The following is a 21,240-nucleotide window of genomic DNA, read 5'->3' on the forward strand; positions in this document are numbered from 1 at the left end:
TGTTCGCACGAACGAGGGTAACTGCGCTGGGCATAAGCGTCCTCTTGCTGGAATGCACTGACCAATCCACCCTATCCGTCCTGATAAAGAGACAAACAGCACGGACCGTAGGCCGATCCCTCACCGGGCAGGTTCGAGCACGACGGTTCGAATACTCTTCGGCGCGATCGCGAACTAGGGTTTGAGCTCGAAGTAGCCCATCTCAAGATCATGCTCGATCTGAGTACGAACGTTCGCGATCACGTGCAGAAGGTCGTTGAAGTGGTAGACGACTGCCTGTAGCGCGGATTCGAGGCCTGCGTTCTCTAGGCGGGCCAGACGATCGTCGTCCTCGTGCAGGGCAATCCCGTAGATGTAATCCATCGCGACCAGATCGCTGCCAAGCAATTTGCAGGGGCCCAATCCGTTGTCCATTTCGAGGCGGCCCGAGTGAAAGATCGGGCCTGACGCCCCAATGCGCGGGCCGATGACTACCTGCGCCACGTGCTGCTTCAAGGAGCGCCTAGCCTTCGCCTGCTCAGGTGTGAGGAGGCTCTGAAGCGCAGTGACGATTTCTGGCAGATAGCAGTCCTCGCCAGGAGTGAAGAACACACGGCACTCAACGATTGTCGAGTCCACCATTCGCTTGTCGAGCCGCTGGTCTTCGACCCCGGTAATGCGCCACGTGTCTTCGTCAAGCCGCTGCCATGTGAGTTCGAGGAGTGGAATGTGACCACCCGCGTCCCGCAGGGCAGTGATTGGCTCACCCAATCCGGGGCTCGAACGTCTGAGGAACTTTGAGAGCTTGCGGCGGGCGTGGTCTTGAACGCTCGGAGGTGCTGCGGCCATACTCGGACCCTACCGTGTGCATCAGCGAAACAAGACGCTGGCGAGCCGTGGGGCGTTGCCGCAGGTGGATCCCTGAACGGGCGCACTTGTGGTTCGACCCACTGGTGTCTGGCGTTGGCCGAACGAGAGACCTATATCCCCAGGATTAATTTGGTGAGCCACTTAGGTTGGCTGATGAAGGGTGAATGGCTCGAGTTCAAACTGACGTTGTTGGTACATCGGCCAGCCATACGTTCCTGAAGAACGGGGCTAAGCGCCTTGTCCAGTTCGCAGTGAATATAGGTGCTCTCGGTGGTTGCCCAAGCAATACGCCTGGGTACGCCACGACCGTGACCCGGTTGTTGAGGCACGAGGAGCGAGGTTGCCCATGCGCTGTCGGCTTCGGAGCAATCGTCGTACAGAACCTCGCGAGCCCGTTCCGGATGAATACTGGTTGATCCGTCCTCGTTATGCCGGACGGCGTCGTTGACCAGTGCTGATGGCCCACCCAACATCGCGCCGCTTTCACCGGCCGCCGGTACGAACGCCGCAACATACAAGAGGTGTCTGACCCGTTCGAGGCCCGTGATGACAGATCCGCCGTACGAATGGCCAAGGACAATTGGCGTCAGGACGCACCCGTCGACTATCTCCTGTACGGCTGCAGTGTCCGCAGCTAGCGAGCCTCTGTGCAGACGAGGAACATGCACGCTGGCCCATTGGCGGCGCAGATCGTCCGCCAACCGGTCGAAGTGGGCCGGCTGATGCCACAATCCATGGACGAGTACGACTTCGATCCGCTGATTCATTCAGCCAGCCTACGTTTGGAGACGCATCAGTAGGTCATTGAGCTAACTGACGGGCCGCATGACCTGCCCGTAAGCCGGTCGGTTTACGGGCACAAGGGGTGACATTTAGCGCTGCGAAAATGCCGCCACTTATCCCTGCGATTCACAATTCCCGTAAGACCCGCCCGCAAAAATGCCCGGTGAAGGGAGGGCAAACGGGACATTCAAGACCTTGACCGGATTCCTCGACAGATAGGCGCGATTATCCACGAACGCCCACCTCAATGGTCACGAAGTCAAGCTCAGCAGTGGGAGGCTCGGTCCACGATCATCCCGTCTACCGAGCCATCGACTGCTCAGACGACGCCGCATGACCTCTTAGCCTGAAATTTCCGTACCGAACCTCCTCGGACCCCGAACGCACGCGCCACCGAGACTTGAGCAGGGGACTTCGGACATTCGCTACAGACGCGTCTTCGGCAAATGACACCAGCAGGTTGCCTCAGCCGGTCAGCTCAGGCTCAGTGCTTGCCGGCCACCCAGGCAGCGGCCTGGGCCAGTGACGGGTGCTGCCACTGGAAGCCGGCTGCTTCCAGTGCCGCCGGTTCCATCCGCTGGCTGGGAAGGATGAGTTCATCGGCCAGCTGACCCAGGACCAGGCGCAGGGCCGGTGACGGTACCCGGAAAAATGCCGGCCGGTGGAGCGCGGATGCCAAGGCGCCCACCAACGCGTTGACGTCAGCGCTTTCGGGGGCGCAGACGTTGACCGGTCCGTGGAGCCCGGAGTCCGCGAGGAACATAAATGCTGCGGCGACGTCCGGAAGAGTGATCCACGGCCAGTACTGCCGGCCGTGGCCGAGTGGACCGCCCACCCCGAGGCGAAGCAGCGGCAGCAGCCGGCCCAGCGCGCCGCCTGTGGGGCTGAGAACAACACCGGTGCGTGGTGTGACCACGCGGACGCCGGCCGGCGCCCGATGGGCGGCGGCCTCCCACTCGACGCAGATACGTGACAGAACACCCGTGCCCGGCGACGCGTTCTCCCGGAGCTGGGCGGACCCGGAATCGCCGTAGTACCCGGACGCCGACTGGCTGATAAACGTGCGCGGCGGGTCGTCAAGGGTGGCCATGGCCGCGGTCAGGGTGCCGGTGGCTGCCAAGCGCGAAGTCATCAGCTCGTCGATCCGGCGTCTGGTCCAGGGTCTGTCCCCGATCCCGGCACCGGAGAGGTTGACCACTGCGTCCGCGCCGGCCAGCGCCGCCGGATCCAGGCGGCGCGCTGCGGGGTCCCAGCGGATTTCGGCCGCGGACGTGGGCTCGCGTCGGACGAGCGTGGTCACGTCATGGCCGGCCTCTCGCAGCGTTGCGGACAAATGGGTCCCGATCAGCCCTGAGGCCCCGGCAATGACGATGTGCATGATCCATCTCACCACGGCCCGCACGCCGTCGGTACCTCCCCGGACCGTACCGGGAGTTGACTATGATCGAACGATGACTTCTTCGAGCTACTTCCGGTTTCCGCATGTCCACGGCGATCTGGTCACGTTTGTGGCAGAGGACGACGTGTGGATCGCGCCGCTCAGCGGCGGCCGCGCCTGGCGGGTTTCATCACTGCAGCTGCCCGCCCGCAATCCGCGGTTTACGCCTGACGGCAAACGGCTGGTCTGGACTGTCATCCAGGGAACCGCCCCGGAAGTGGTCTCGGCGGAGGTGGACGGCGGTGGCTACCGGCAACTGACGTATTTCGGCCACGCCACAACCAGGGTCAAAGGCTTCACCGCAGCCGGCGACGCAGTAGTGACCAGCGCGTTCCGCCAGGCTGAAAGCCGGCACACCTACGCTTACAGCGTCCCGGTCGACGGCGGGTCTGCTGAGGAGCTCCCCTTCGGACCCGTCGAATCCGTGGCCTTTGGTCCGGAAGTGGGGGACGAGCGGCCGGTTGTCCTGGCCAGCGTGCTCTCCCGTGAACCGGCCTGGTGGAAGCGGTACCGCGGCGGCACCGCCGGCAAGCTCTGGATTGACGCCGACGGAAACGGGGAGTTCGAGCGCCTGGTTCCCCACCTCGACGGAAACCTCGCAGATCCGATGTGGGTGGACGGGCGCATCGCGTTCCTGTCAGACCACGAGGGTTACGGAAACCTGTACTCGGTGCTGCCCGGCGGCGGCGATCTTCGTCGGCACACCGACCACGAGGACTTCTACGTCCGGCACGCGTCCACCGACGGTGGGCGGGTCATCTTCGAATCTGCCGGTGAGCTCTGGATCCTGCACGATCTGTCCTCTGCCGCGGTACGGCTGGACATCTCGCTGGGTTCCGCGTCGCAATCGCGTCGCCCAGGCCTGCTGAAAACCTCCAAACACCTTGGCACGGTGGTGCCGGATGACAGCGGCTCGGCCAGCGCAGTGGAGGCCCATGGGACCCTTCACTGGCTCCGTCACCAGGACGGCCCCTCCCGTATCGTCGAGGCCACCCCGGGTGTCCGGGCACGGCTCCCCAGGCCGCTCGACGGCGGCCGCCTCGCTTACGTCGCCGACCACGACGGCGTGGAGGCGATCTACATCAAGGAGATTGCCGCGCAGGTTCCCGATACCGTGGTCCCTGCCGTCACGGCAGCCCCGGCTGCCGTACCCGCTGCAGCTGCTCGGGACCAACTGGAAGCGCCACTGCCGCGCCCGGTTCCCGCGGCGGCATCGTCCGCACCGGTGACTGCCGACGTCGTTGTTTCGGTGCCTGATGACTCCCGGGCCGAGGACTCCCCGGCTGACGCCGCCCACGGCCCGTCGGAAGCCGACGTCGACGCAGGACGGGCCGGCCTGCCGACCCGCATCGCCTTCCCGAAGCCGTCACGCGCCAGCGCCCTGGAAGCTAGCCCCGATGGCCGGTGGCTTGCGGTGGGTACCTCCTTCGGGGATGTCTATGTGGCGGACACAGCCACCGGGGACCTGTCCCTCGTCACCAGCATCGGCGAGGGCAGCATCGCGGAACTCGCGTGGTCGCCTGACTCCCAGTGGCTTGCCTGGTCCGAACCTGTCACCTCGTTCGGCTCCCGGAGCCGGCTCCGGCTGGCCAATGCCGCGGACCTGGCGGGCGGCATCGTCGAGGTCACTGACGGCCGTTTCTGCGATGGGTCCCCAAGCTTCACGCCGGACGGTAAGTTCCTGGCCTTCCTGTCCAACCGCAGCTTTGATCCGGTGTATGACGGGCATTCGTTCGACCTGTCCTTCCCCAGCCCCATCAAGCCGTACCTGGTGGCACTGGCCGCCACGACGCCGTCGCCGTTTGGCCCCGCCGTTGACCTGTCCCCTGCCGCACACACGGACAGTGCGGATACGACGGACGCAGACGCCGCGGCAGGTCCCGCGGTCCGCGTGGATCCGGCCGGGCTGGCCCACCGGGTCATCGGCGTTCCGGTGCCGCAGGGCAACTACACGTCACTCACGTCAACGGAGGGTGCACTGCTATGGCTGGACTGGGCTCTGGCAGGCGTCACCGGCGACGGCAAAGCCAGCCAGGAAGACAAGGACGCCCGCCCCAGCCTGGTCCGGTTCGACCTTGCCCGCCGTAAGTCCGCCACGCTTGTGGAAGCCCTGGACAGCTACCGGCTCACCGGCGATGGCAAGAAAGTAGTGCTGGTCAACGACAAGCAGGTCAGCGTGGTTCCTTCTGCTGCCAAAGCCGATGAGGAATCCGGCCAGCTGGTCAAGGTGGACCTGGGGCGCATCCGCGTGATGATGGACCCCCTCAGCGTCTGGGGCCAGGCGTTCGACGAAGCCTGGCGCCTGCAGCGCGATTTCTTCTGGGCCGAAGACATGGCAGGACAGGACTGGGAGTCGATCCACAAGCGGTACCGTCCGATCGTTGACCGGTTGGGGTCCCACGACGACCTGGTGGACCTGCTCTGGGAGCTCCACGGCGAGCTGGGCACCTCGCACGCCTACGTTCGGCCCGCAGCCGTCACGGAAAACGGCAGTAACGGCCAGGGTCGGCTTGGCGCAGACTTCGCGTTCACACCGGCGGGCTGGGAGATCACCCGCATCCTGGCCGGGGAGTCCTCGGACCCGCTGGCCACCTCGCCGCTGACCCGGCCGGGCGCTGCCGCCATGGCCGGGGACGTAGTACTGGCTATCGACGGTGTGCCGCTGTCCGCCACGGTGAGCCCCGCAATGCAGCTGGTGGGCGCCGCCGGACGGGCTGTGGAGCTGACATTACGCAACGGAGCCGGGCATGGAGTGGAGGCAGGGGAGCAGCGGCGGATTGCTGTGATCCCGGTCAAGGACGAGGAGCGCCTGCGCTACCAGGAGTGGGTGGCCGCGAACCGCGGGATTGTCCGGGAGGCCTCCGGCGGGCGCTACGGGTACCTGCATATCCCGGACATGATGGCCAACGGCTGGGCGCAGCTGCACCGCGACCTGGACACCGAAACTGCCCTGGACGGACTCATCGTCGATGTCCGCCGGAACCGTGGCGGACACACGTCCCAGCTGGTGGCGGAGCTGATTGGCCGGAAGGTTACCGGCTGGAGCATGCCCCGCGGCGAACGTCCGCGGACCTACCCGCACCACGCCCCGCGGGGTCCGGTGATCATCCTCGCCGATGAATTTGCCGGGTCCGACGGCGACATCATCACCCAGGTCTCCAAACTGCGGGGGATCGGCCCGGTGATCGGCACGCGCACCTGGGGCGGCGTGGTTGGGATCGACAACAGGTTCTCCCTGGCCGACGGTACCGGGGTGACCCAGCCGCGGTACGCCACCTGGTTCGGCGGCGGCGTGGGCTGGTCCGTGGAAAACTATGGAGTGGACCCCGACATCGAAGTGCTCTACCCGCCGCACGCCTACGCCGCCGGTCGTGATCCGCAGCTGGAATACGGCATCGGTGCGCTCAAGGAAATGATCCAGGAGCTGCCCACCGACAAGCCCCCGGTCCGCGAAGGCTACCGCCGCCTGAAGCCCGCACCGCTGCCCGCCCGCCGGCACGGCGAATAAGGCCTGCCCGGCGCCAACAGAAACAAAGAAGGCCCTGCCCCGCCCGGATAGTCCGGGCGGGGCAGGGTCTGCTCTGTCTCAGGAGCCCTCAGCGTTCATAGCGAACGCGGCAGAGTCCTGGCTGGATCAGGACTGCAGGGTAGCGTCCAGGGTGATGTCGATGCTGGCCAGCGCGCCGGAAACCGGGCAGCCAACCTTGGCTTCGCTGGCGATCTTCTGGAATTCCTCTTCGGAGATGCCGGGAATCCTTGCGGACACCGTCAGGTGGCTGCCGGTGATGCCGGTGCCGGGAACGAAGGTCACGTCGGCCTTGGTGTTGACTTCTTCCGGAGCATGTCCGGCCTGGGCGAGCATATTGCTGAACGCCATCGAGAAGCAGCTCGCGTGCGCTGCGGCGATGAGTTCTTCCGGGCTGGTCTTGCCCTCGGCCGCTTCGGTGCGGGCCTTCCAGGTAACCTCAAATGTGCCCAGGCCGGAGCTGTCCAGCGTGGTCTGACCCGACCCCGTGATCAGGTCGCCGTTCCATACTGTGTGCGCGGTGCGTGTTGCTGCCATGTCCACTCCTCAAAGTCGGTTCGAACCGGGACCGGCCGTTGCCTGGCCCCGCCGGTTCCAATCCTAGGGATTGAGCGGCGGCCGTGCACAGGGTGTCCGCTCTCAGTGGATTGTGACTGGACAACCCAGCCGCGTGGCGCTCACCGCTAGGCCGTTAAAACAGCGACGGCGCCGCACCCCACAGAGGGGGGCGGCGCCGTCGTGAGCGGTTCAGCCGGCGTTCAGTTCCACATCGTGGCGATGGCCACGTTAAGCAGTGCAAGTCCGCCAACTCCGTGGGCCAGGCCCTTGCTGATGTCCTCGCCCTTTTTGTATTTGCGGCGGCCGATGAAAGCCAGCACGCCGACGGCCAGGGCGATCGCGAACTTGATGCCCAGCTTGAAGTAATTCGCGTCCATGTCCAGGGACGGGATCAGGCCCATCAGCACGATGCCGGTGATGAGCTGAAGAGCTGCGCCGTCGAACTGCCGGGGGTGGACCGTGGGGGTTTTCATGTTCCCGATCCAGATTCCGACGATCATGGCGGCGCCGACGATGTGCAGGAAGACCACGATGTTGTACACGATAATCATGCGACCAGTCTACGCAGGGGTTCTACATCATGTAGTAAGGCCGGCCGCAGAGTTTCTGTGTCGGCGGATTCAGCGCTGCGCCTTAAACCGCGACGGCGGCGCACGCCTTCCGGTGGTTTCCCACCGGCGCGTGCACCGCCGTCGTTCGGTTCTGGCCTGGGGCTAGAGTCCCAGGTCGGCCTCGAAGGCGCCTTCTTCAAGGCGGGCCTTCAGGGTCTGGAGGAAGCGGCCTGCATCCGCGCCGTCCACCAGGCGGTGGTCGTACGTGAGGGACAGGTACATCATGGAGCGGATGGCGATCGAGTCGTCACCGTTCTCATCGGCCACCACCACGGGGCGCTTGACGATCGCGCCCGTGCCCAGGATGCCGACCTGAGGCTGGTTGATGATCGGGGTGTCGAACAGGGCGCCGACCGAACCGATGTTGGTGATGCTGAACGTTCCGCCGGACAGTTCGTCCGGGCCGATCTTGCCGTCGCGGGTGCGCCCGGCAACGTCGGCGATCTTGGCGGCCAGTCCGGCCAGGTTCAGGTTGCCGGCATCGGTGACGACCGGAACCAGGAGGCCCTTGTCCGTGTCCACTGCGATCGCCAGGTGCTCGGCGTTGTGGTACGTGATTTCCTGCTTGTCCTCGTCGTACGCAGCGTTGAGCTTGGGGTGCTGCTTGAGGGCCTCGGCCACGGCCTTGGCAATGAACGGCAGGAAGGTGAGCTTGACGCCGTTCTGGGCCAGGAACGAGTTCTTGGCCTTCAGGCGGAGCTTGGCCACCTTGGTCATGTCCACTTCATGCACCTGCGTGAGCTGCGTGGAGATTTCGAGGGATTCGCGCATACGGCGGGCGATGACCTGCCGGATGCGGGGAGCCTTTTGCGTGGTGCCACGCAAGGAGGAGGCAGCCGGACCGGCCGGGGCGGCGGCCGGCTTGGCCGGTGCAGCTGCCGGGGGAGCGGCCTTGGCTTCTGCCGCGGCGAGGACGTCCTGCTTGCGGATGCGCCCACCGACGCCGGTTCCGGACAGTGATGCGACGTCCACGCCGCGCTGGTTGGCCAGCTTCCGGACCAGGGGAGTCACGTAGCCGGACTCGCCGCCGGCAGCAGGCTCGGCCGCGGGTGCCGGGGCCGTAACGGGAGCAGGGGCAGCTGCCGCAGCAGGTGCCGCCGGAGCAGCCTCTGCCTTGGGTGCTTCGGGTGCCGGTGCGGCTGCCGGGGCCGGTGCGGCAGGCGCGGCGGCGGGTGCCGGCGCTGCTGCTGGTGCCGGTGCGGAGGCTGCGGGGGCTGCCGCGCCGGAGCCGATGACAGCGAGGACGGCGCCAACTTCGGCGGTTTCGTCTTCGTTGACCCGGATTTCCTGCAGCGTTCCCGCGACGGGGGACGGGATTTCGGTGTCAACCTTGTCCGTGGATACCTCGAGCAGCGGTTCGTCCACTGCAACGGAGTCGCCCACGGCCTTCAGCCAGCGGGTGACGGTTCCTTCGGTGACGCTTTCGCCCAGTGCCGGGAGGGTGACGTCGTGGCTTTCGCCGTCCGAAGCTGCGGGTGCAGCCGCTGCGGGAGCTTCTGCAGCCGGTGCTTCTGCGGCCGGGGCCTCTTCGGCCGGTGCCTCTGCAGCCGGTGCGGCGGGGGCTTCCTCGGCCGGTGCTGCTGCTTCGGGGGCTGCGCCGCCGCCGGAGCCGTCGCCGATACGGACCAGGGGAGCGCCTACTTCAGCGGTCTCGTCTTCGGCTACGAGGATTTCCTCGATGATGCCGGCAATCGGAGAGGGGATTTCGGTGTCTACTTTGTCGGTGGAGACCTCGAGCAGCGGTTCGTCCACCTCTACCCGGTCACCTACCTGCTTGAGCCAGCGGGTGACGGTTCCTTCGGTGACGCTCTCACCGAGGGCGGGCAAGTTAACGGATTCAGACATGTCGTCCCCGTTCTCCTTATTGATCTTTTGTGCGGATGATGGCTGGCTTGTTCGAGCTTAGTGCACCCGGCGGGTCACGCCGGGTGCACCAAGCCCTGTTGTCTTGCTGTGCTGCTGGCTGTAATTAGCCGTGAAGCGGGCGACCGGCCAGGGCCATTGCGGCCTCGCCGAGTGCCTCGTTCTGCGTCGGGTGCGCGTGGATGAGTCCGGCAACATCTTCCGGGTAGGCTTCCCAGTTGACGATCAGCTGGGCTTCGCCGATCTGCTCGCCGACGCGGGTGCCGATCATGTGGACGCCAACAACCGGGCCGTCTTTTTCGCGGACGAACTTGATGATGCCGCCCGTGCCCAGAATGGCGCTCTTGCCGTTTCCGGCCAGGTTGTATTCCGTGCTTTCAACCTTGTCTTCGCCGAACTTCTCCTTGGCGGCCTTCTCGGAGTATCCCACCGAGGCAATCTCGGGATCGCAGAAGGTGACCTTGGGGACGTTGATGTCGTCGACAACCACGGGCTTCATGCCGGCGATTTCTTCGGCGACGAAGATGCCCTGCTGGAATCCGCGGTGTGCCAGCTGCACGCCGGGAACGATGTCGCCGACGGCGTAGACGTTGCCGACGCCGGTGTGGAGGCGTTCGTTGGTGATGACAAAGCCGCGGTCAATGGTGACGCCCGCTTCTTCGAACCCCAGGCCCGCCGTGGACGGTCCCCGTCCGACAGCCACGAGCAGAAGGTCCGCTTCGAAGGTCTTGCCGTCCACCAGGGTGACCTTGACGCCGTCGTTGTCCTGCTCGACGCCCTGGAAGAAGGTGCCGGTGTTGAACTTGATGCCGCGCTTCTTGAAGGTGCGCTCCAGGACCTTGATGATCGAAGCGTCCTCGTTGGGTACCAGGGAAGGCAGGCCCTCAACGATGGTGACGTCCACGCCGAAGGACTTCCATACTGAAGCGAATTCAACGCCGATGACGCCGCCGCCCAGGACGATGACGCTCTTGGGCACGTAGTCCATCTTCAGGGCTTCGTCAGAGGTGATCACGCGGCCGCCGATTTCCAGGCCCGGAAGGGAGCGCGAGTAGGAGCCGGTGGCGAGGACGATGTTCTTGCCCTTGTAGGCCGTGCCGTTCACGGTGATGGTGTCCGGGGCCGTGAGCTTGCCTTCGCCCTCAATGACGGTGATGCCCTTGCCCTTGATCAGACCCTGCAGGCCCTTGAACTTACCGGCAACGATGCCGTCCTTGTAGGCGTTCACGGCTGTCATGTCGATGGACTGGAGCTCCACGTTCACGCCGTACTTGGCGCCGTCGCGGGCGTGGTCGGCAACTTCTGCGGAGTGCAGCAGGGCCTTGGTGGGGATACAGCCGTTGTGCAGGCAGGTGCCGCCCAGTTTGGCCTTCTCAACCAGACCAACGGTCAAGCCAAGCTGTACGGCACGCAGGGCCGTGGCGTATCCGCCGCTGCCGCCACCTAGTACCAGGATGTCGAATTCTTGCGCAGTTGCCTGATCGGCCACTTAGACGCTCCCTCGCGTGAACGATGACGCGATCGTGCGCATCATCTGGTCTTGGAACTTGTACTGCCGTGATTATGTCAGCAGGCAGGTTCTCGTGCATTTGTGACTACCGGGGTTCACCTTAGCGAACCCCTCATCCATGCTCCACCTTGGCGCCGCCTTTGTGGGGCGCTTGTGTCGAGTGTCACGCGGCCATGTGGCCAACGGATCACGGCCGGTTCTGCGGTCGCAGGTCAACGGCCGCGTGACAACTCAACAGCACAGGTCAGGGTTCCCCTGGGGTCAGGCGGCAGCCGCCAGGATGTCCTCCACGTAGGCAACCAGTGTGCGGACCGTGCAGCCCGTGCCCTGCTTGTGGGTGTAGCCGTAAGGGCTTCCGTTGTTGAAGGAGGGGCCGGCGATGTCGATGTGCGCCCAGGGGATCTGCTCCCCGTCTTTGGCCTTGCCCACAAACTCGCGCAGGAAGACAGCCGCGGTCATCATGCCGCCGTGACGCTCACCGATATTGGCGAGGTCGGCCACCTGGGAGTCGATGCTCGGGCGCAGTTCCTCCGGCAGCGGCATGGGCCACACCAGCTCGCCCGCACGGTCGGCGGCGGCCTTGAGCGGTCCGGTGACACTGTCAGAGCCCATCACGCCGGCGGTCCTGTTGCCGAGGGCGATGAGCTGCGCACCGGTGAGGGTGGCGACGTCGATGATGGCGTCAGGGTATTCGAGGCTCGCTGCGACGATGCCATCTGCCATGACCAGGCGGCCCTCGGCATCGGTGTTCAGCACCTCAACGGTCTTGCCGCCGAACATGGTAAGGACATCCGCCGGCCGTGAGGCCGCACCGGAGGGCATGTTTTCCGCGATGCAGAGCCAGGCGGTCGCCTTCACCGGCAGGCCAAGTCCCGCGATGGCGAGCACAGTATTAAGTACGACGGCGGCGCCCGCCATATCGCTCTTCATGTCACCCATGCCAAGGGCCGGCTTGATCGAAATTCCGCCGGTGTCGAACGTGATGCCCTTGCCCACCAAGGCGATTTTTGCGGTGGCCTTTGCAGGGGCGTATTCGACCTTCACCAGGCGGGGCTGGCGCGTGGACCCCTTGCCCACGCCCATGATGCCGCCGAAGCCTTCCTTTTCCAGGCGCTTTTCGTCCCAGACCGTGACTTTAACAGGCAGGCCCTTGGACAGTTCCTTGGCGGCCTCGGCGAAGGATTCGGGGTAGAGGTGGCTGGGCGGCTGGTTGACCAGGGACCGAGTGGCGTTGACGGCTTTGCCGATCAGGCCTGCCCGCGTCAGCGCAGAGCGGAGCGCATCATTGGCGGTAACGTCCGTGTAGATCACTGCGTTGCGGACCGGATCCTTCAGCCCGTCGTTGGACGACCGGTACTCGGTGAACGAATAGGCTCCCAGGGCGGCACCTTCGGCGACCGCCGCGACGTCGGCGACTCCCGCCGTCGGGAGCGCGAGGACAACGGTGGGCAGGCCGCTGAGCTGGCGGACGGCAGAACCTGCGGCACGCCGCAGGGCCTCTTCGGTCAGCGGGCGGCCAGCGGCCACCTTGCCGACGCCGGCGAGGACCAGGACCCCGGAACCCGTTTCCGGCAGGCCGGGCAGCCGGACGACCTGGTCAGCGGCGCCGGTGACGCCCAGGACCTTCAGGGAGTCTGTGAGCGCTTCAGCCGATTTTGCGGTCAGCGGATTCTCAAGCAGGACGGGGCCGTCCGTTCCCTGTCCCACGCCGATGACAACGGCGTCACTGGGGGTCCTCTTCAGGTCCTTGGCGAGGGTACTAAGGTTGATTTCAGTATTCTTGACCACGGGGTAAGTCCTCAATTCTCGAAAAGGCTGTTCGCGCTGGTATGGATGTCAGGCGCTCGGCCATGGAAATCCGGCGGCCGTCCGATCGGGACGTCGCCGGGGTGCCGGTAAACCCGTCCGGCGGGCCATTCACGATCGTAGCCGCTGCGGGCCGCGGCAGCGGAATCTCCTGAGACCTGCGCCACACCCGCTGGCGGAATTCAGGGGTGCCTGGCCGCGTTGTACAAGATATTCACCCGACTCCTTGAAAGGACGACGCCGTGCTTGAACGGATTTCCGGTTCCCTGCTGGACCCCGATGCGCTCTATGCGAGCAACATCGAGCTGTTCCACAGCCCGGCGCTCCGCGGGCTGAACCTGGTGATGGGTTTCACCGGCTTCGCCGATGCCGGCCACGTGGTGAGGCAGATCAATGCGGAGCTCCTGGACACCCTCGACGCCGAGCCGGTGGCGGTGTTTGACGCCGACCAGCTCATCGACTACCGGTCGCGGCGGCCCCACATCTCCTTTGTGGAGGATCACTTGCAGGACTATCAGCAGCCGAAGCTGGCGCTGTACAAGCTGACGGACGGGCTCGGCAGCCCCTTCCTGCTGCTGGCCGGTTTTGAACCCGACCTTCAATGGGAGCGGTTCGCGCGCGCCGTCGTCGGCATTGTGGAAAAGCTGGACGTGAACCTCGTGACCTGGATCCACTCCATTCCCATGCCGGTGCCGCACACGCGCCCGGTAGGTGTGACAGTCCACGGCAACCGTCCGGAACTGATCGAGGGCATCTCGGTCTGGAAGCCCACCGTTGACGTTCCGGCGGCCGTGGGCCACATTCTGGAGCTGCGGCTGATGGAAGCCGGGCGCAATGTTGCCGGCTACGTGATCCACGTTCCGCACTACCTCGCTGAGGCGGAGTACCCGCCGGCCGCCGTAGCCGGACTCGAATTCCTCGGTGCCGCTACGTCCCTGATGCTGCCGGCGGACCGGCTGCGCGAAGCGGGCCGGGAAGTGGGCCGCCAGATCGCCGAGCAGGTGGCCGCCTCCGACGATGTGCAGCAGGTGGTCACCCGGCTGGAGGAGCGCTACGACGAGAAGGCCGAAGGCACCGTCCGGCGCTCCCTCCTGGCCGATGAAAATGACGAACTGCCCAACGGGGACGAACTGGGCGCGGCAGTGGAGGCCTACCTGGCCCGCGAGAACCCGCACCCGTAGCCCGCCCCGCGGCGTCCGCCTGGCAGACGCTTGCCCTGGTCCGGGCAGCAGCCCGGGCATAATGAGGGGGTGACTGCACCCCGAGCCTGGCTGATCTGGACCATCGGCATCTTCGCCTACCTTGTGGCCGTCTCCCAGCGCACGTCATTCGGTGTGGTGGGACTTGAGGCCACCGAGCGGTTCCATGCCGGCGCGTCCGCCATCTCCTTCTTCACAGTGCTGCAGTTGCTGGTCTACGCCGGCCTGCAGATCCCCGTGGGCCTGCTGGTGGACAGATTCGGCTCGCGCGCCATGATCGCCGGTGGAGCCGTCCTGATGGGTCTTGGCCAGCTCCAGTTGGCCTTCGCCGACACCATCCCCGGCGGTGTGGCGGGGCGGGTTCTGGTGGGCGCCGGGGACGCCATGACCTTTATTTCCGTGATCCGCCTGATTCCGTTGTGGTTCGCGCCGGCCAGGGTTCCCCTGGTCACCCAGCTGACGGGCATGTCAGGCCAGCTCGGGCAGCTTTTCAGTGTGCTTCCCTTCGCCTTTGTCCTGCATTCCTTCGGCTGGACCTCCGGTTTCCTGATGCTGGCGGGCATGGCGGGCATGGCGGTTGTCCTGGTGCTGGTGCTCTTGAAGGACCACCCGCCCGGTGCGCCCGCGCCGCAGGCGCAGCAGGGGTTGAAAGCCACAGGCGCCTCGCTCGCGCGGGCCTGGCGCCAGCCGGGCACCCGGCTGGGGATGTGGAGCCACTTCACCATCCAGTTCAGCGGCACCGTCTTCGCCATGACCTGGGGATATCCGTTCCTGATCTCGGGGCAGGGCCTGGATGCCGGAACCGTGGCCGGCCTGATGACCTTGTATGTTGCGGCGGCGATGGCGGTGGGCCCCTTCATTGGGCAGTTTGTCTCCCGCCACCCGCTTCGCCGGTCAACGATGGTCCTGCTCATCGCCGGCGCCACGGCCGCTGCCTGGGCCGCGGTGCTGCTGATGCCTGGCCGTTCCCCGCTATGGCTGCTGGCGTGCCTGGTGGTCGTCCTGGCCATCGGGGGGCCTGGCTCGATGATCGGGTTTGATTTCGCACGGACGTTCAATCCGGCGCACAGGATCGGAACCGCAACGGGCATCGTGAACGTGGGCGGCTTCATCGCGGCCCTCGTGGCCATCTTCCTGATCGGCCTGGTGCTGGACGTCCTGCTGGCCAGCGGCTATTCCGACGGCGTCCTGTACGGGCTGGAACCGTTCCGGATCGCACTCAGCGTACAGTTCCTGCTGCTGGGCTTTGGCGCCGCCATGACGATTGTCTGTCGGCGCAAAGTGCGGCGCCAGATGGCAGCGCAGGGTGTTGTGGTGCCGCCGCTCCTTCGGGCCATGGCGCAGCAGCGGCGGGCGAACCAGCGTCGCCGGCCGTCCGTGTCCAAGGACCGCGCGGGCAAAGACTGACACCTTTCCTGCACAGGCAGGTTATTCACATACGGTAAGTTGGCGCTTCACCGCGGCTCGCGCGGCGCCAAAGCTGGAACCATGAAACCTTCAGAACACCTGACCGTCCGAGGCCCTGAAGACATCCTCGGGTTCATTCCGCATTCCCTGGGCTACTGGCCGGCCGACAGCCTGGTTGCGATGACCCTGCAGGGGAACCGGCTGGGAGCAACCCTGAGGCTGGATCTTCCCGGCCCGGAAACCCTCGCGGACCCGCGGGACTACGCCCGCACGGTGCGCGACTACCTCCTGGCTGACGAGAATGCCGATGCCGCCCTGCTGGCCTGTTTCACCAACGACGGCTGGATGGAACCACCTGGAACATACCGCGGGCTGTTGGATGCACTTCAGATGGTTCTAGGGGCCGCGGGGATGCCGGTGCGGGACGCCTGGTATGTCGGCGACGCCTTCTGGCGTGAGGCTTTTTGCACCGATCCGTCCTGCTGCCCCTCGCCGGGCCGGTCTGTTCAGGCGATCCGGGACAGCATGCTTAATGCCGAGATGGTCTTCCGCGGCAGCAGCGTCGGGCCCGCGCCGGAGGACGGGGCGCATCCTCCACCCCTGCTTTCCGGCGAGGACCGGGCAGCCGTCCTTGCCTCTGAGGCCACGTGGGCGGCACAGCTGGACCGGCGACGGGGGAGCAGGGAACAGTTCGGCCAGCTGATGGCCCAGTGGGAGGCCCTGCTGGCCAATGAGCCTGGGCCTCTGCCCGTCAATGACGTTGCCTTCCTACGCGCGTCGCTCCGGGTGCCCGCCTGGCGTGACGCCGTCCTGGTGATGGCCGCCGCCGGTCAGGCGGCTGCCCTGGCGGGTGCCGAGATGTTCGGGATCTTCGATGTCGGCTGCATCCTGGCTCCGGTGGGGCCCGTACTCCCGGGTCCCATACCATCCGGACTTCCAGCGCCGGGAGCCGGACTGGCAGTACGGGAGCCTGCCGGAACAGGTGCTACCGGACCCCGTACTCGCAGCATGCCTGGCATTCCAGGATATGGCGAAGTCCTGTTGGGACTGGACCCGGTGGTTCCCGCCTGGCACACCCTTAACAGCCTGGACAATGTGCTGGAGCAGCTGTCGGCGTGCGGCGGGCAGGCCGGTGCAGCCGCGCTGACCGGGCGTGGGTGGATCGCGTGGTGCAGGGGGAGGGGCTCCTACGCTGCTGCGTACCTCGGCCGCGCCCTTGACGAGGAGCCAGGCTACCGGCTCGCCGAACTCATGCTGGAGCTGGTCCGGCGCGGCACCCTCTGCGGCTGGGCTGCACGGAAGGAGGCCGCCTGGCGGAAATTCGAACCGGATGCAGCCTGACCGGATTCCGCCTGACCGGTTTGGATGGGGGCAGCGTTGAGGTCGGGTTTGGGAAAACCGTGAGACAATGGTTGCCGAGACCCGGTTGGGTCCGTGAATCAAGTGCATGTGATGAAGCCCAGTCGGGAACATTACAGCCGCCCCGGCAGTTCTACTTGTAGACTCTGCCGGCCGTGGTTGCACCTGATATTCATCACGGACTTGACAGGGTCATAGTGGTGTTGCCCGTATGGTGATTCCACAGACCGCCGCTAGAAAGGTTTTCTGTGACCCCGTCTTCCGCGAAGAAGGAACCCGCCGCCCAGGACGATTTGTCCCCTGAGGCGAAGCAGGCTGTAACGAACGCCAAGCGAGCAGCGACGCGGGCAGCCAACAAGGCCATCAAGGATGCCTCCGGTGACACCGGTTTGGACGGCAAGCCTGAGCCCAAGAAGCGCGGGCCCAAGCCCGGCGCCAAAGCCGCTGCCGAAGCAGCCGGAAAATCAGCCCGCGGCGCATCGGACGATGATGAGGACATTGAGGAGGACCTCGACGACATCAACATCGCCGACGACAGCGAGATCAACGCCGCCAAGGCCGCATCAGCAGCCACCGGCAAGGGTTTTGTCTACTCGGATGCCGATGATGACGACGCCCCTGTCCAGCAGGTGATGTCGGCCGGCGCCACGGCTGACCCCGTCAAGGACTACCTCAAGCAGATCGGTAAGGTTGCGCTGCTCAATGCCGAGCAGGAAGTTGACCTCGCGCTCCGGATCGAAGCCGGACTCTTCGCCGAAGAGAAAATCAACGCCGACGACGGCTCGATGGACCCCAAGTTCAAGCGTGAACTTGAGTTCGTCATCCACGACGGCAAGCGCGCCAAGAACCACCTGCTCGAAGCCAACCTCCGCCTCGTGGTGTCGCTGGCCAAGCGCTACACCGGCCGCGGTATGCTGTTCCTGGACCTCATCCAGGAAGGCAACCTGGGCCTGATCCGCGCTGTCGAGAAGTTCGACTACACCAAGGGCTTCAAGTTCTCCACGTACGCCACGTGGTGGATCCGCCAGGCCATTACCCGCGCCATGGCAGACCAGGCCCGCACCATCCGCATCCCGGTGCACATGGTTGAAGTCATCAACAAGCTGGCCCGCGTGCAGCGCCAGATGCTTCAGGACCTGGGCCGCGAACCCACGCCCGAAGAGCTGGCCCTCGAACTGGACATGACTCCCGAGAAGGTCGTCGAGGTCCAGAAGTACGGCCGCGAACCGATCTCCCTGCACACCCCGCTGGGTGAAGACGGTGACTCCGAGTTCGGTGACCTCATCGAGGATTCCGAGGCCGTGGTTCCCGCCGATGCCGTGAGCTTCACGCTCCTGCAGGAGCAGCTGCACTCCGTCCTCGACACCCTGTCCGAGCGCGAAGCCGGCGTGGTGGCCATGCGTTTCGGCCTCACCGACGGCCAGCCGAAGACTTTAGACGAAATCGGCAAGGTCTACGGTGTTACGCGTGAGCGCATCCGCCAGATCGAATCCAAGACCATGTCCAAGCTCCGCCACCCGTCACGGTCGCAGGTGCTGCGGGACTACCTGGACTAGATCAGGACTCAGGCAGCGCGGGTCTCCTTCCGCCCGTCATCTTCGGATCGATGGGCGGAAGGGGACCCGCGTTTTCCTGTCTGGGGCTTCATGGTAAGTTCACGACAAATGAGGACCCCTCCGGCTGGAGGGGTCCTCATTGAGGTGTATCAGGTTGTGGTGCGCCTGGTCAGTCGACGGACACGGGAGCCTTCTCGTGAAGCCTGCCCGTCTCGTCGTGCCAGTCTGAGCTCAACGGCCTCAGCGTGGCCTCGATTGCACGGGCATGGTGGCCGCAGAACAGCAGCTCACCGCCGGAGGACTCGAGTACAACGCGGACATATGCCTGAGCCCCGCAACGATCGCACCGGTCCAGTGCGTTGAGTGTGCGGTCTGCCACTGCTGTTGTCATGTCGGCCTCCTTAGTAGATCTGTATGTCCATATAACCAGTATTCGTACCAATCCCATCGCAAGGACGGGTCAAGTTCGCTGTCCGCGTAGCCACAAGAATTGATCAAGCCCGCCGGTTTCGGTTACGGAAAGATAACGAGTGGCCTTGCCCACAGCCCGGAGCAAGTGTGGCAGCCCTCTGTCTGCTGCCGCGCCGACTAGGCTTGATGGAGCGCCCGCAGCGCCAGCTGTTCCGTCACTGAAGGAGTTCACAACCCGTGGCACCAAGTTCTGATTACACCGCCCGGCACCTTTCTGTCCTGGAGGGCCTCGAAGCCGTCCGCAAGCGCCCCGGCATGTACATCGGTTCCACCGATTCGCGCGGGCTGATGCACTGCCTCTGGGAGATCATCGACAACTCGGTGGACGAAGCGCTTGCCGGATTTGGGCACGACATCAAGATCATCCTGCACGCGGACAACTCGGTGGAAATCCACGACGACGGCCGCGGCATCCCCGTGGACATGGAGCCCAAGACGGGGCTCACCGGCGTCGAGGTGGTCTTCACCAAGCTCCATGCGGGCGGCAAGTTCGGCGGCGGATCCTATACGGCCTCCGGCGGCCTGCACGGCGTGGGCGCCTCCGTGGTGAACGCCCTGTCTGCGCGCCTGGACGTTGAAGTGGACCGCGGCAGCAAGACCTACAAAATGTCGTTCCGCCGCGGCGAGCCTGGGCGCTTCAAGGACCAGGGATCCAAGCTGGACCCGTCCGCGGTATTTGCGCCGTTTGTGGACGGCTCGGTGCTGGATGTGGTGGGCAAGGCGAAGCGTGGTGTGACCGGGACCCGGATCCGCTACTGGGCGGACCGACAGATTTTCACGCCGGACGCCAAGTTCTCCTATGACGAACTGGCCGCACGGGCACGGCAGACCTCCTTCCTGGTACCGGGACTCAAGCTCACCGTCCGCGATGAGCGCAGGCTGGCCGGTACCCCCGGTGAGGCAGCCGGCCACGAAGAGGTGTTCCACCACGACGGCGGCCTGTCCGAGTTCGTCGAGTTCCTCGCCGCCGATCCCGCCGTGACCGACGTCTGGCGGCTGCACGGCTCAGGCAAATTCAAGGAAACCGTGCCGGTACTCGACGAACGGGGCCACAGCCAGCTCGCCGAGGTTGAACGTGACTGCGAAGTGGACGTGGCTCTGCGGTGGGGCATCGGCTATGACAGCACCGTCCGCAGCTTCGTCAACATCATTGCCACGCCCAAAGGCGGAACCCACCAGTCGGGCTTCGAGCAGGCGCTGGTCAAGACGTTCCGGAAAGCAGTGGAGGCCAACGCCCGCAAGCTGAAGGCCGGCAACGACAAGATCGAGAAGGATGACATCTTCGCCGGCCTGACAGCTGTCCTGACGGTCCGGCTGGCCGAACCGCAGTTCGAAGGGCAGACGAAGGAAATCCTGGGCACCTCCGCCGTCCGCGCCATCGTCGCGAAGGTGGTGGAGCAGGAGATCACCGCAAAGCTGAATTCGGCCAACCGGAACGACAAAGCCCACTCAGCGCTGCTGCTGGAAAAAATCGTCAGCGAGATGAAGTCCAGGATTTCCGCGCGCGTGCACAAGGAAACCCAGCGGCGCAAGAATGCCCTGGAAACCTCGTCCATGCCCACCAAGCTGGCCGACTGCCGGACGGACGACGTCGACCGTTCCGAACTCTTCATCGTGGAAGGCGACTCCGCACTGGGTACCGCCAAGCTGGCGCGGTCCTCGGACTTCCAGGCGCTGCTGCCCATCCGCGGCAAGATCCTGAACGTGCAGAAGGCGTCCGTAGGGGACATGCTGTCCAACACGGAGTGCGCTGCGCTGATCCAGGTGGTGGGTGCGGGATCCGGACGCAGCTTCGACATCAACGCGGCCCGGTACGGCAAGGTCATTCTCATGACCGACGCCGACGTCGACGGCGCCCACATCCGGACCCTGCTGCTGACACTCTTCTTCCGGTACATGCGCCCCATGATCGACGCCGGACGGGTCTATGCTGCCGTGCCGCCGCTGCACCGGGTGGAGGTCATCAACGCCGGGCAGAAAGCCAACGAGATGATCTACACCTACTCGGAGGCGGAACTCCACGTGCTCCTGGCCCGGCTGGCCAAGGAAGGCAAGCGCTACAAGGAACCGATCCAGCGGTACAAGGGCCTGGGCGAGATGGACGCCGGACAGCTTGCCGAGACCACCATGGACCCGCGGCACCGGACGCTGCGCAAGGTGGGGATCGAGAACGCCAAGCATGCCGAAGACACGTTCGACCTGCTGATGGGATCCGATGTTGCCCCCCGCAAAGACTTCATCATCGCCGGCGCCTCCAGCCTGGACCGGGAGCGGATCGACGCCTGACGTCTCACGCCGGGGGGA

Annotated in this window: 15 protein-coding genes; 6 read left to right on the plus strand and 9 right to left on the minus strand. The window is 65.3% G+C overall.

The features are described from left to right. Positions 1-174: 174 nt before the first annotated feature. The 3 genes from V6M49_RS13700 to V6M49_RS13710 form a co-directional block, all read right to left on the minus strand. Entirely contained in the window at positions 175-828 is a 654-nt protein-coding gene (locus V6M49_RS13700) for a hypothetical protein (RefSeq protein WP_332761431.1), read from the minus strand. A 131-nt stretch (positions 829-959) separates the two neighbouring features. After that, complete coding sequence (locus V6M49_RS13705) at positions 960-1,616, minus strand: alpha/beta hydrolase (protein ID WP_332761433.1); 657 nt, start codon at positions 1,614-1,616, stop codon at positions 960-962. A 500-nt stretch (positions 1,617-2,116) separates the two neighbouring features. Further along, entirely contained in the window at positions 2,117-3,010 is an 894-nt protein-coding gene (locus V6M49_RS13710; protein ID WP_332761435.1) for a TIGR01777 family oxidoreductase, read from the minus strand. Between the two features lie 73 nt (positions 3,011-3,083). On the opposite strand from V6M49_RS13710, the gene V6M49_RS13715 reads away from it, so the two are divergent. After that, complete coding sequence (locus V6M49_RS13715) at positions 3,084-6,578, plus strand: S41 family peptidase (protein ID WP_332761437.1); 3,495 nt, start codon at positions 3,084-3,086, stop codon at positions 6,576-6,578. A gap of 126 nt (positions 6,579-6,704) precedes the next feature. Here the strand turns inward: V6M49_RS13715 and V6M49_RS13720 are convergent, their stop codons facing one another. From V6M49_RS13720 to V6M49_RS13740, 5 genes are all read right to left on the minus strand, one after another. Next, entirely contained in the window at positions 6,705-7,133 is a 429-nt protein-coding gene (locus tag V6M49_RS13720) for an OsmC family protein (RefSeq protein WP_332761439.1), read from the minus strand. 221 nt (positions 7,134-7,354) lie between these two features. Further along, positions 7,355-7,705 (minus strand): hypothetical protein, encoded by a 351-nt coding sequence (locus V6M49_RS13725; protein ID WP_104061942.1) that lies wholly within the window; start codon positions 7,703-7,705, stop codon positions 7,355-7,357. Between the two features lie 162 nt (positions 7,706-7,867). Beyond that, a complete protein-coding gene (gene sucB, locus V6M49_RS13730) occupies positions 7,868-9,610 on the minus strand; it encodes a 2-oxoglutarate dehydrogenase, E2 component, dihydrolipoamide succinyltransferase (protein WP_332761442.1) in 1,743 nt (580 codons plus the stop codon). A gap of 124 nt (positions 9,611-9,734) precedes the next feature. Continuing rightward, positions 9,735-11,117 carry a dihydrolipoyl dehydrogenase gene (gene lpdA / locus V6M49_RS13735; RefSeq protein WP_141140130.1) on the minus strand — a complete coding sequence of 461 codons (1,383 nt, stop codon included), beginning with the start codon at positions 11,115-11,117 and terminating at the stop codon, positions 9,735-9,737. Positions 11,118-11,399: 282 nt separating this feature from the next. Then, the gene (locus tag V6M49_RS13740; protein WP_141140131.1) at positions 11,400-12,926 is read right to left on the minus strand and encodes a leucyl aminopeptidase; all 1,527 of its coding nucleotides are present in this window, start codon (positions 12,924-12,926) and stop codon (positions 11,400-11,402) included. Between the two features lie 260 nt (positions 12,927-13,186). Here V6M49_RS13740 and V6M49_RS13745 point away from each other — a divergent pair, with 260 nt between their 5' ends. The 4 genes from V6M49_RS13745 (at position 13,187) to V6M49_RS13760 (ending at position 18,465) form a co-directional block, all read left to right on the plus strand. After that, on the plus strand, positions 13,187-14,125 hold the full coding sequence (locus V6M49_RS13745; RefSeq protein ID WP_332761446.1) for a proteasome assembly chaperone family protein: 939 nt from the start codon (positions 13,187-13,189) through the stop codon (positions 14,123-14,125). A gap of 69 nt (positions 14,126-14,194) precedes the next feature. Then, positions 14,195-15,550, plus strand: a complete 1,356-nt coding sequence (locus V6M49_RS13750) for an MFS transporter (protein WP_141140133.1) — start codon at positions 14,195-14,197, stop codon at positions 15,548-15,550. Between the two features lie 81 nt (positions 15,551-15,631). Beyond that, positions 15,632-16,891 carry a DUF4192 domain-containing protein gene (locus V6M49_RS13755; protein WP_332761448.1) on the plus strand — a complete coding sequence of 420 codons (1,260 nt, stop codon included), beginning with the start codon at positions 15,632-15,634 and terminating at the stop codon, positions 16,889-16,891. Positions 16,892-17,157: 266 nt separating this feature from the next. Continuing rightward, a complete protein-coding gene (locus tag V6M49_RS13760; protein WP_141140135.1) occupies positions 17,158-18,465 on the plus strand; it encodes an RNA polymerase sigma factor in 1,308 nt (435 codons plus the stop codon). A gap of 169 nt (positions 18,466-18,634) precedes the next feature. Here the strand turns inward: V6M49_RS13760 and V6M49_RS13765 are convergent, their stop codons facing one another. Continuing rightward, a complete protein-coding gene (locus V6M49_RS13765; RefSeq protein ID WP_056345317.1) occupies positions 18,635-18,856 on the minus strand; it encodes a DUF7455 domain-containing protein in 222 nt (73 codons plus the stop codon). A 257-nt stretch (positions 18,857-19,113) separates the two neighbouring features. Between V6M49_RS13765 and V6M49_RS13770 the strand changes: the two genes are divergently transcribed. After that, positions 19,114-21,222: a DNA gyrase/topoisomerase IV subunit B gene (locus V6M49_RS13770; RefSeq protein WP_332761454.1), complete on the plus strand. Its 2,109-nt coding sequence runs from the start codon at positions 19,114-19,116 to the stop codon at positions 21,220-21,222. Positions 21,223-21,240: the final 18 nt, after the last annotated feature.

It is taken from the genome of Pseudarthrobacter sp., assembly GCF_036675385.1.
Lineage (GTDB): Bacteria > Actinomycetota > Actinomycetes > Actinomycetales > Micrococcaceae > Arthrobacter.

Bases quoted from the DNA above. Each gene is read 5' to 3' on its own strand.
- V6M49_RS13700 (WP_332761431.1), bottom strand. From the start codon at position 828: ATGGCCGCAGCACCTCCGAGCGTTCAAGACCACGCCCGCCGCAAGCTC.
- V6M49_RS13710 (WP_332761435.1), bottom strand. From the start codon at position 3,010: ATGCACATCGTCATTGCCGGGGCCTCAGGGCTGATCGGGACCCATTTG.
- V6M49_RS13755 (WP_332761448.1), top strand. From the start codon at position 15,632: ATGAAACCTTCAGAACACCTGACCGTCCGAGGCCCTGAAGACATCCTC.
- V6M49_RS13715 (WP_332761437.1), top strand. From the start codon at position 3,084: ATGACTTCTTCGAGCTACTTCCGGTTTCCGCATGTCCACGGCGATCTG.
- V6M49_RS13725 (WP_104061942.1), bottom strand. From the start codon at position 7,705: ATGATTATCGTGTACAACATCGTGGTCTTCCTGCACATCGTCGGCGCC.
- V6M49_RS13720 (WP_332761439.1), bottom strand. From the start codon at position 7,133: ATGGCAGCAACACGCACCGCGCACACAGTATGGAACGGCGACCTGATC.
- sucB (WP_332761442.1), bottom strand. From the start codon at position 9,610: ATGTCTGAATCCGTTAACTTGCCCGCCCTCGGTGAGAGCGTCACCGAA.
- V6M49_RS13705 (WP_332761433.1), bottom strand. From the start codon at position 1,616: ATGAATCAGCGGATCGAAGTCGTACTCGTCCATGGATTGTGGCATCAG.
- V6M49_RS13765 (WP_056345317.1), bottom strand. From the start codon at position 18,856: ATGACAACAGCAGTGGCAGACCGCACACTCAACGCACTGGACCGGTGC.